Genomic DNA, 10,710 nt, shown 5'->3' with positions numbered 1-10,710 from the left:
CCACGGGCCGGCTGTTGCGTGACGCAAAGCTCTACGAGATCGGCGCCGGCACCAGCGAAATCCGCCGCATGCTGATCGGGCGGGAGCTGTTCGAAAAGACGGCTTGAACTTCACATCGAGGCAAAGATGATACAGGCTGTCATATCTTCCTCGAACGTTACGTTCCGGCCGTCCTGAAGCCATTCCAACGGCTCCCTCGCATCCAAAGAAACGCCGATCATGCCGCTTCATTCCACCATCGATCCTACATCCTCCGAGTTTGCCCGCAATGCCGACGTGATGCGGGGTCTCGTGGCCGAACTGCGCGAGAAGCTCAAGGTTGTCGCCGGCGGCGGCGGCGAGGCGTCGCGCAAGCGGCATACATCGAGGGGCAAGATGCTGGCGCGCGAGCGCGTCGATCTGCTGGTTGATCCCGGCACGGCGTTTCTCGAACTATCGCCGCTGGCAGCCCACGGGCTCTATGGCGGCGACGTCCATTCTGCGAGCGTCATTACCGGGGTGGGGCATATTTCGGGCCGCGAATGCGTGATCGTCGCCAACGACGCCACCATTAAGGGCGGCACCTATTATCCGATGACGGTGAAAAAGCATCTGCGTGCGCAGGATATCGCGCGGCAGAACAATCTGCCCTGCGTCTACATGGTCGATTCCGGCGGCGCCTTCCTGCCGATGCAGGACGAGATATTTCCGGACGAGCGGCATTTCGGCCGCATCTTCTACAACCAGGCGCAGATGTCCTCGCAGGGCATTCCGCAGATTGCCATCGTAATGGGCTCCTGCACCGCGGGTGGCGCCTATGTGCCGGCGATGTCGGACGAGAGCATCATCGTGCGCAACCAGGGTACCATCTTCCTCGGCGGCCCGCCGTTGGTGAAGGCCGCAACCGGCGAGGTGGTTTCCGCCGAAGAGCTCGGTGGCGCCGACGTGCACTCCCGCCACTCCGGCGTCACCGATCACTATGCGCAGAACGATGCACATGCGATCGGAATCGCCCGGCGCATCGTCGCCACGCTGAAGCCGCCGACGCGCGCCGTGCTGAACATGCGCGAGCCGCGGGAGCCGCTGTTTCCCGCCGAGGAAATCTATGGCGTCGTCCCCGCCGACGGCAGAAAACCGTTCGACGTGCACGACATCATCGCGCGGATCGTCGACGGCTCGGAGTTCGACGAGTTCAAGAAGCTCTACGGCGCGACGCTGATTTGCGGCTTCGCCCACATCTGGGGTTATCCGGTCGGCATCATCGCCAACAACGGAATCCTGTTCAGCGAGAGTTCGCTGAAGGGCGCGCACTTCATCGAGCTGTGCTGCCAGCGCAATATTCCGCTGGTGTTTTTGCAGAATATCACCGGCTTCATGGTCGGCAAGAAGTACGAGGCCGGCGGCATCGCGCGCGACGGCGCAAAGCTGGTGACAGCGGTCGCGACCGCCGGCGTGCCGAAATTCACCGTCGTGATCGGCGGCTCCTATGGTGCCGGAAATTACGGCATGTCTGGCCGCGCCTATTCTCCGCGTTTCCTCTGGATGTGGCCAAACGCGCGTATTTCGGTAATGGGCGGTGAACAGGCCTCCATGGTGCTGAGCCAGGTCCGCCGCGACAATATCGAGGCGAAGGGCGAAAGCTGGTCGGCCGAGGAAGAGGACAAGTTCCGCGCACCAATCCGTGCCCAGTACGAAAGCCAGGGCAATCCCTATTACGCCACCGCGCGGCTGTGGGATGATGGCGTGATCGATCCCGCCGACACCCGCCTGGTGTTGGGCCTTGGGCTGTCCGCCGCGGCCAACGCGCCGATTGAACCCACGAAGTTTGGCTTGTTCAGGATGTGATGATGGACCGCTCGAAACTTTACCGGCGTTTTCGCACCCTCTTGATCGCCAACCGCGGCGAGATCGCCTGCCGCGTGATCCGCAGCGCGCGTGCCATGGGCCTGCGCACCGTCGCCGTCTACTCCGAGGCCGACCGCGACGCCATGCACGTCGCCATGGCCGACGAGGCCGTACTGCTCGGGCCGGCGCGTGCGCGCGACAGCTATCTCAACATCGAGCGCGTCATTGAAGCGGCGCGCCAGACCGGCGCCGAGGCGGTGCATCCCGGTTACGGCTTTCTGTCTGAAAATGCCGAATTCGCCCAGGCCTGCCTGAATGCCGGGCTGGTGTTCGTGGGCCCCACCGCCGAAATGATGACGGCGATGGGCTCGAAGTCCGGCTCGAAAGCGCTGATGGAAAAGGCTGGCGTGCCATTGGTGCCCGGCTATCACGGCGAGGCCCAGGACGAGGCGACGCTTGCGAAGGCCGCCGAGAAGATCGGCTTCCCCGTGCTGGTCAAGGCTTCTGCCGGCGGCGGCGGGCGCGGCATGCGCGTAGTCAATTCGGCCGGCGAGCTTGTGGCTGCGATCGTCAGCGCCAAGCGCGAAGCGAAGGCTGCGTTCGGCGACGATCGCATGCTGATCGAGAAATTCGTGCAAAACCCCAGGCACATCGAGGTGCAGATCATCGGCGACAGCCACGGCAATCTGCTCTCGCTCTGGGAGCGCGAATGCACGCTGCAGCGGCGGCACCAGAAGGTGATCGAGGAGGCGCCGTCGCCGACGCTGGATGCCAAGCAACGCGAAGTGGTCTGCGCGGCTGCGCGCAAGGCGGCTGCCGCGGTCAACTATGTCGGCGCCGGCACCATCGAATTCGTCTCCGACGGCAAGGAGGTGTTCTTCATCGAAATGAACACCCGCCTGCAGGTCGAGCATCCCGTGACCGAGCTCATCACCGGCGTCGATCTCGTCGAATGGCAGTTGCGGGTGGCGTTCGGCGAAAAGCTGCCGCTGGCGCAGAACGAGATCAAGCTGAACGGCCACGCCATCGAGGCGCGGGTTTATGCCGAAAACCCGCAGAAGAATTTTATGCCGTCAGTCGGCCGGATCAGGACCTGGCGCACGCCTGAGGTGGTCGACGGCCTGCGGATCGATACAGGCTACCGCAGCGGCGATGTGGTGTCGCCATACTACGATGCCATGCTTGCCAAGGTCATTGCATGGGCGCCGACCCGTCAGGCAGCGATCGAGCGGCTGAACCGTGGGCTGGAAGAGACCGACGTCCGCGGCATCGTCACCAATATTCCGTTCCTGTCGGCGCTGGTGACGCACTTGCAGGTGCGCGCCAATACCATCGACACCGGCTTCATCGAGCGCGAACTGAAGAAGCTGACGGAGTCGACGGGGACGGCAGGGGATCTCGAACTTTGTGCCGCGGTAGCGGCAATCATTATCGATGAGCAAAACGCCGCGCGCAAAGAAGCGCATTCGCCCTGGCAGTCGTTTGGCTGGATGCCGGTCGGCCAGCGCAAGCGGGTGTTCTCGTTCCGTCAGGGGCAGGGCGCCGAACACAAGGTGACGCTGCACTATGGCAATGGTCCGTCGAAACTGACCATCGGCAAGCACGAGTTCGTTTTCGCGACCTCGGTCGCGGAAGAAGGCAGCTTCGATCTGACGATCGAGGGCATGAAATCGCGTATCACGGCCGTGATCGAGGGCCACGAGCTTTACCTGCGCACCCGGAACGGCCGCTTCGACCTGCACTGGGTCGATCCGTTTGGCGGCGAGACGGAGGAACTGGTCGGCGAGGATAAGATCGTGGCGCCGCTGCCGGGGACCGTGGTGGCGCTGCTGGCCGAGGAAGGCGCGACGCTGGAGAAGGGCGCAGCGATCCTGACGCTCGAAGTCATGAAGATGGAGCAGACCCTACGCGCGCCGTTTGCGGGCGTGTTGAAGAAGATAAGGTGCAAGGTCGGCGATATCGTCGGCGAAGGCGTCGAGCTCGCCGAAATCGAACCGGCGGCTGTGTCATGAGAGATGGCGTTCACATTGTCGAGGTCGGTCCGCGCGACGGGCTGCAGAACGAGAAGACGCCGATCAGCGTCGCCGACCGGATCGCGTTCATTGAGGCATTGATCGGCGCGGGCCTCCACACCGTCGAGGTCGGCGCCTTCGTCTCTCCGAAGGCGATCCCGCAGATGGTCGGATCGGCCGAGGTATTGCGCGGCGTCAGCCATCACACGAATCGCGAATTGCCGGTATTGGTGCCGAACGAGAAGGGCTACGAGGCTTCTCAGGCCGCCGGCGCCAAACTGATCGCGGTATTTGCTGCGGCGTCGGAAAGCTTTTCCCGCGCCAACATCAATTGTTCGATCGCGGAATCGATCGAACGCTTCAAGCCGGTGCTCGCCCGCGCCAGGGCGGACGGCGTCCGGGTGCGCGGCTACATCTCCACCGTGCTCGGCTGTCCTCATGAGGGCGAGATCAAGCCGCAGGCGGTGGTCGATGTCGCAAAGGTGTTGTGGGATCTCGGCTGTTACGAAATCTCGCTTGGCGACACCATCGGCGTCGGCACGCCCTTGAAGGCGCGGCAGCTATTGCGCGCGGTCGCCGGCCATGTGCCGATGGCCAATCTGGCGATGCATTTCCACGATACTTATGGCCAGGCGCTCGCCAACCTCTACGCCGGGATGGAAGAGGGCTGCCGCGTGATCGATTCCGCCGCCGGTGGTCTCGGCGGCTGCCCCTACGCCCCCGGCGCGACGGGAAACGTCGCAACCGAGGACGTGGTCTATATGCTCGAAGGCATGGGCATTGCGACCGGCGTCGACATGGCAAAGCTGGTAGCGGCAACCAATGTCGTCAGTGGGCTGATTGGCCGCCCGCCGGTCAGCCGCGTCGCGGCGGCGCTGAACGCGAAGGCGCGGGCAACCAAGTAGGCCGCTTACGCGGCTTTCAGCCCGACATTCGGCAGCACCGGCCGGTTCTTGAGCGCTTTCGCCATCATCGCCTCGACCTCGGCCCTCTCGTGCGGCAGCAGCGCCAGCCGCGGCGGGCGGGTCAGCGCGGTGCCGCGGCCCATGATGTGCTCGCAGAGCTTGATGCACTGGACGAGGTCCGGACGGGCATCGAGGTGCAATAGCGGCATGAACCATTCGTACAGCGGCATCGCCTCGGCGTAGCGCCCCGCCTTGGCGAGGCGGAATAAGGTCTCGCCCTCGCGCGGGAAGGCGTTCGACATGCCGGAGACCCAGCCGACCGCGCCCATGGCGACGCTCTCGACGATGACGTCATCGAGGCCAGCAAACAGGACGAAACGATCACCAACCATGTTGCGGGTGTCGATGAAGCGCCGTGTGTCGCCGGAGGAGTCCTTGAAGCAAACGACGGTCTCGACGTCGGCGAGCGAGGCCAGAATGTCCGGCGTAACGTCGTTCTTGTAGATCGGCGGATTGTTGTAGAGCATCACCGGCAGGTCGGTCGCCGTGGCGACCGCGCGGAAATGTGCGGCAGTCTCGTGCGGCTTGGACGAATAGACCAGCGCAGGCATCACCATCACGCCGTCGATGCCGACACGCGCCGCTTCCTTGGCAGTTTCGACGGCGAAGGCGGTCGTGAACTCGGCGATGCCGCACAGCACGGGCACACGACCTGCCGCGACGGATTTCGCCGCCTCCATGATGGCGACTTTCTCCTTGCGCTCCAGCGAGGTGTTCTCGCCGACGGAACCGCAAACGATCAGTCCGGAAACGCCGTCGCGGATCAGGCCGTCCATGACCTTCGCGGTTGCATCGATGTTGAGCGACAGGTCGTCATTGAATTGCGTGGTGACGGCCGGGAAGACGCCTTCCCAGGAAATGCGCGGGCTCATTTGTTTAGCTCCATTGGAATTGTTCCGGCGGACTGATGAATCCGCCGGGCTTTGGCTTGAAAACGATGGGATGGGATCAGAGCGTCGCGCCGACTTTGCGCAACTCGGCAAGGACCGGGGCCTTGGGCAGCCAGACCTTGTCGAATTCGGCAATGACCGCTTCGGTATCCCCGGCCGGGACCTGACGGATCGGGATCGGCGCGTTTTTGAAGTTCTCGATCAGCTTGGGCTCATTGCCCGCCAGTTCGTCGATCTGCGTATCGAGTGTCGATTTGACCGTCTTGGTGATCAACTCCCGGTCAGCCGCCGGCAGCGATTGCCAGACGCGGCCGGAGACGATCGCTGCCATGGGCATGAAGACGGCATTCATCTGCAGGATGACTTTTGACACCTTGTCAAAGCGCTGGTTCCAGGAGAACTCCAGGTCCGCCTCAAGGCCGTCGACCTGGCCGTTCGCCATGGCATCAAACACCTGCGGCGTCGGGATCGGCGTCGGTGCCGCGCCCAGCGACGAATAGAAATCGCGGTAGACCGGCGTCGGGTTGATGCGCAGCTTCATGCCCTTGATATCCGCCAAGGTCGTCAGGTCCTTCGACGAGAAGATGGCGCGCATGCCGGTGATGCCCCAACCGAGGCCGATCGTGCCGGTTTCCTGCGGCAGCACCTCGAACAGCTTGATCGCGGCCGGATGGCGAACGAATTTGGCGACCGATGGCGTCGAGCGCACGATGTAGGGCGCGTTGATCGCTGCGATATGCGGCACGCGCGAGCCGAGCTCGGCGGCCTGGATGAAGCCCATGTCGAGCGCGCCGGACTGCAATTGCTGCATCATCGCCGGCTCGTTGCCGAGCTGGCCGGAGTGAAAGACAGTCATGGTCAGGCGGCCGTTGGTGGCTGCCTTGAGGTCGTCGCCGAGTTTTAATGCCGCCTTGTTCCAGGAATGACCATTGGGCGTGATCAGCCCGAGGCGGAATTCCTTGGCTTGCGCCAGCGCCAACGACGGCGCGAACAGCGGCACGGCCGCGCTGGCGGCAAGGAAGCGGCGACGTGAAAGCGACATGATAATGCTCCTTGAGGGGTTTGGACCTACTTGATGAGGACGAGGGAGAGGGAGGGATAGAGCGAGAGCAGCACCAGCAGGATGCAGGAGATGCCGAACAGCGGCAGCGTCACCATGAACATCTTGCCGGGTTTGGCGCCGGTGACGGCGGCGGCCACGAAGAAGCAAAGACCGACCGGGGGTGACAGCAATCCAAGCACCAGGTTGATCACCACGACGACGCCGAACTGGCGCGGATCGATGTGATAAATCTCGGTCGCGACCGGCAGCAGGATCGGCACCGTCATGATCAGGCCGGGAATGCCGTCGATCACCGTTCCGATCACCAGCAGGATCACGTTGCAAAGCAGCATGAAGCTGACGGGATCCTTGGCTACCGACTGGATCCACGCGGCGGTCTCCTGCGGCACCTTGCCGAACACCAGCACCCAGGAGAATACGGCGGCCGCGGCGACCAGAAACAGCACGATGGCCGAGTAGACGCCTGCGCGCAGCATCATCTGCGGGAGCTGCGAAAACCTGAACTCCTTGGTCCAGAATTTTCCGACGAGAGCGGCGGCTACCGCGCCGACAGCCGCGGACTCCGTTGCGTTGCCGAGCCCGCCGAGAATGCTGCCGACGATCACGATCGGAATCAGCAGCGTCGGCGATGTCCGCAGGATCGTCGCCAACCGCTGCCGCGGTGTCTGATAATCGGCCTTAGGATAGTTGTAGACGTATCCCATCAGTGCGATGGCGATGCAGAACATCGTCGTCAGGATCACTCCCGGGACGATGCCGGCAATCAGCATGTCGCTGACCGATACCTGCGCCAGCACGCTGTAGACGACGAACATCACCGAGGGCGGAATGATCGGTCCGAGCATGCCGCCATAGGCGGTCAACCCGGCCGCGAAGGTCTTGTCGTAGCCCTTCTTTTCCATCTCCGGCACCATGATCTGCGCCATGATCGCGACCTGTGCGGTCGCAGATCCCAGGATGGAGGAGATGAACATGTTGGCGAGAATGTTGACGTAGGCCAGCCCGCCCTTCAGCGAGCCGACAAAGGCCATCGCCATGTCGACGATGCGCCGCGTAATGCCGCCGCCGTTCATGATCTCGCCGATCAGGATGAAGAGCGGGATCGCGATCAGGCCATAGCTGTCGACCCCGCCGAAGAGCTGCAGCGGGTAGGACTGGAACAGAACCGGATTGCCTGACGCGATGATGAAGACGAGCCCGGCCAGGCAGAGGCAAAGGCCGATCGGTACCCCGACCAGCATGATCGCGATGAAGGCGGCTGACGTGATCACTAGTTGACCCCGTCGAGTTCGGAGAGTTGAAAACCCTTTAGCGGCGTCCGTGGCACCAGTTCGAGATCTTCGAGCAGGTTTGCCAGGCCATGAATGGTCATGGAGACCGCGAAGATCGGCAGCGTCAAATAGAGCACCCAGGTCGGCCAGTTCAGCGTTTGGGTGCGCTCGGTATAGAGGAAGTTGAATGTCTCGGCGGCGAGCTTGCGCGCGTCGAAGCCGGCGCGGGCAAGCCCGATTGGATCCATCCAAAGGAAGCAGGTGATGACGAGCGCCACGCCGAACACGACGACCATGCCCGTCGCGATGATCTTCGCGAGCTTCCGATGCCGCGCCGAGAGACGCTCGGTCATCATGGTGACGGCGAAGTCGAGCCTGAGCCGCGTCATGGCGGAGGCGCCGATGAAGGTCAGCCAGACCACGCAATAGACCGCCGATTCATCAATCCAGTAGATCGGGAAGTGCGAGTAGCGGGTGACGACGTTCACCAGGATCAGAGCCGTCAGCAAATACATCAGCCCCATCAGGGCGATGCGCTCGAAAGCGAGCAGCAGACTCGAAGCCCTGACGACGATTCCCCGGGCGCTGAACGCTGGCATGTCCGCAATTGCCTGCTCGATCATAAAGAGCCCCGCTGCCCGTCAAGATTTCTCGTGCCATTCGAAATTGTATAATTTATACAATCTTGTCAAATGGAGATTATGGACGCCTCGGCTTTCGCTGCGCGGACCATTTCAACGTGCGAAACGGGGCCTCCTCGATCGGAAAGGCCGGCGATGACGACGGAAGGTCAAATGAAAGTCCCTCTGAAGCACCGGACGCTGTCGGCTGCGATCGTCGATCAGCTCAGGCAGTCCATTCTCGACGGGACTTATCCAGCCGGCTCACAACTGCGGCAGGATGCGTTGGGCGAGGCATACGGCGTCAGCCGCATTCCAGTGCGCGAAGCGCTGTTTCAGCTCGAGGCGGAGGGGCTGGTGCGCATCGTCCCGCAAAAAGGCGCGATCGTCTCAGAGCTATCGCTGGACGAAATCAACGACGTGTTCGATCTTCGCGGAATCATGGAGCCGCGGCTCCTGGCGCAGTCGGCGCCGCACTTTGCGGAACAAGACTTTGCCGCGCTGGACGACATCCAGAAGCGCTTCGAGAAGGCGATCAAGGCGCGCAACGTCAGCGAATGGGGGCAGCTCAACGCTGACTTCCATATGGCACTATACGTTCACGCCCGGCAGCCGCGTACCAAGGCGATCGTCGTGGCGCTCTTGCAGACCAGCGACCGCTACACGCGTCTGCAACTCTCCAATACCAAGGCGATGGGCACGGCCGAAAAGGAGCACGCTCACCTGATCGAGCTGTGCCGGGCGAAAGAGATCGACCAGGCCTGCCGGTTTCTGGAGCAGCATATCGAGGCTGTCAGAACCGACCTGTTGCAGGTGGTGGGCGGCGGCTCAATCGTGGCGCGCGCGGGCCGTTGATCCGGAAGCGGACCATGCATCATGCGGGGACGTCGCTGGCGAGCTTCAGCAGATTGGCCGACATCGCTGACTTGGCGCTATAGTCCTTCCAGGCGGTATCGCGCGCGATGTCGCGCCACTTGCTGACGGTCGCGACATCGAGCGTGCTGACCTTGGCGCCGGCCTTCTCATAGACCTTGGCGACCTCGATATCATCGTCCTGCGCGCCCTTGCGGCCGAACGCTTCCAGTTCGCCGCCGACCTCCAGGATGATGTCCTGCTGCTTTTTGGGAAGCTTTTCGAAGATTGCCTTCGACATCATCAATGGCTCCAGCATGAACCAATAGGAGGCGCCGGCGCCCGATGTCAGCGATTTGGCGACCTCCGCGAGGCGGAACGAGATCAAGCTGGTGGAGGAGGTGATACCGGCATCGCAGGCGCCGCTCTGCATCGCGGCGTAGATTTCGTTCGATGGCATCGACAGGACCGAGGCTCCCGCGGTCTTCAGCACCACGTCCATTTCACGCGAACCGCCGCGCACTTTCAGCCCCTTGGCGTCGTCAGGCGCGACGATCGGTCGGGAGCGGCTGGCGACGCCGCCAGCCTGCCAGACCCATGTGAGAAGGATAATGCCCTTGTCGGCGAGGAAGTCGGTCAGCGCTTTCCCGACCGGCGCCTTCTTCCAGCGCAGGCCCTGGTCGTAGGTTGCGACCAGGCCCGGCATCATTCCGATATTGGTCTCCGGCAGCTCGCCGCCGGCATACGGCATCGGGTAGAGGCTGATATCGAGCGCGCCCCTGCGCATTGCCGAGAATTGCGCGTTGGTCTTGATCAGCGAGGCGTTCGGATAGACTTCGGCTGCGATCTCGCCGCCACTGCGTTTGGCGACTTCGGCGGCGAAGATACGGCAAAGCCGGTCGCGGAAGTCGCCCTTGTCGATGGTGCCGCCGGGGAACTGATGCGAGATCTTCAGCGTGGTGGCCGCATGGGCCGTACCGGTGCCGAGATGAAGCACGGCGGGCGCGGCGAGCGCAGATGCGATGACATGGCGGCGCGTGAGCATGGTTTGTCCCCTGCAAACGGTTCCTGGATCGGCAATCCGGACCGGCTTCAGCCCATATTAGCTGAATTGGCCCGCTTCAACTAACCGTGAGAATTGCAGAACCTTAGGGCGTGGCCGGTAACAAAACCGGTCGCGCCATCGTCATTGGGGAAGCGGCAGACGTCGCTT

Annotated in this window: 10 protein-coding genes; 5 read left to right on the top strand and 5 right to left on the bottom strand. The window is 62.9% G+C overall.

The window, feature by feature from the left end; translation table 11 throughout:
- The 4 genes from CQ13_RS46460 to CQ13_RS18275 all read left to right on the top strand — a co-directional run.
- The coding region (locus CQ13_RS46460; RefSeq protein WP_156433743.1) for an acyl-CoA dehydrogenase family protein at positions 1–107 on the top strand (107 nt) is incomplete at its 5' end.
- A 112-nt stretch (positions 108–219) separates the two neighbouring features.
- Positions 220–1,824: a carboxyl transferase domain-containing protein gene (locus CQ13_RS18285; protein WP_057844228.1), complete on the top strand. Its 1,605-nt coding sequence runs from the start codon at positions 220–222 to the stop codon at positions 1,822–1,824.
- A 2-nt stretch (positions 1,825–1,826) separates the two neighbouring features.
- The gene (locus tag CQ13_RS18280) at positions 1,827–3,836 is read left to right on the top strand and encodes an acetyl/propionyl/methylcrotonyl-CoA carboxylase subunit alpha (RefSeq protein WP_057844243.1); all 2,010 of its coding nucleotides are present in this window, start codon (positions 1,827–1,829) and stop codon (positions 3,834–3,836) included.
- Entirely contained in the window at positions 3,833–4,741 is a 909-nt protein-coding gene (locus tag CQ13_RS18275) for a hydroxymethylglutaryl-CoA lyase (protein ID WP_057844227.1), read from the top strand. Before CQ13_RS18280 ends, CQ13_RS18275 begins: the two co-directional genes overlap by 4 nt.
- Positions 4,742–4,746: 5 nt before the next feature.
- On the opposite strand, the gene CQ13_RS18270 is transcribed toward CQ13_RS18275, so the two are convergent.
- The 4 genes from CQ13_RS18270 to CQ13_RS18255 form a co-directional block, all read right to left on the bottom strand.
- Positions 4,747–5,673, bottom strand: a complete 927-nt coding sequence (locus CQ13_RS18270; RefSeq protein WP_057844226.1) for a dihydrodipicolinate synthase family protein — start codon at positions 5,671–5,673, stop codon at positions 4,747–4,749.
- A 76-nt stretch (positions 5,674–5,749) separates the two neighbouring features.
- A complete protein-coding gene (locus CQ13_RS18265; RefSeq protein ID WP_057844225.1) occupies positions 5,750–6,733 on the bottom strand; it encodes a TRAP transporter substrate-binding protein in 984 nt (327 codons plus the stop codon).
- Between the two features lie 26 nt (positions 6,734–6,759).
- Entirely contained in the window at positions 6,760–8,025 is a 1,266-nt protein-coding gene (locus tag CQ13_RS18260) for a TRAP transporter large permease (protein ID WP_057844224.1), read from the bottom strand.
- Positions 8,025–8,624, bottom strand: coding sequence for a TRAP transporter small permease (locus CQ13_RS18255; RefSeq protein WP_057844242.1), 600 nt, complete (start codon positions 8,622–8,624; stop codon positions 8,025–8,027). Before CQ13_RS18255 ends, CQ13_RS18260 begins: the two co-directional genes overlap by 1 nt.
- A 195-nt stretch (positions 8,625–8,819) precedes the next feature.
- On the opposite strand from CQ13_RS18255, the gene CQ13_RS18250 reads away from it, so the two are divergent.
- Positions 8,820–9,500 (top strand): GntR family transcriptional regulator, encoded by a 681-nt coding sequence (locus CQ13_RS18250; protein ID WP_057844223.1) that lies wholly within the window; start codon positions 8,820–8,822, stop codon positions 9,498–9,500.
- Between the two features lie 19 nt (positions 9,501–9,519).
- Here CQ13_RS18250 and dctP read toward each other — a convergent pair whose 3' ends face one another.
- The gene (gene dctP / locus CQ13_RS18245) at positions 9,520–10,542 is read right to left on the bottom strand and encodes a TRAP transporter substrate-binding protein DctP (RefSeq protein ID WP_057844222.1); all 1,023 of its coding nucleotides are present in this window, start codon (positions 10,540–10,542) and stop codon (positions 9,520–9,522) included.
- Between the last annotated feature and the right edge of the window lie 168 nt (positions 10,543–10,710).

This window comes from Bradyrhizobium retamae (genome assembly GCF_001440415.1).
In the GTDB taxonomy this organism is placed as follows: domain Bacteria; phylum Pseudomonadota; class Alphaproteobacteria; order Rhizobiales; family Xanthobacteraceae; genus Bradyrhizobium; species Bradyrhizobium retamae.
This window is presented reverse-complemented; position numbering and strand designations above follow the sequence as displayed.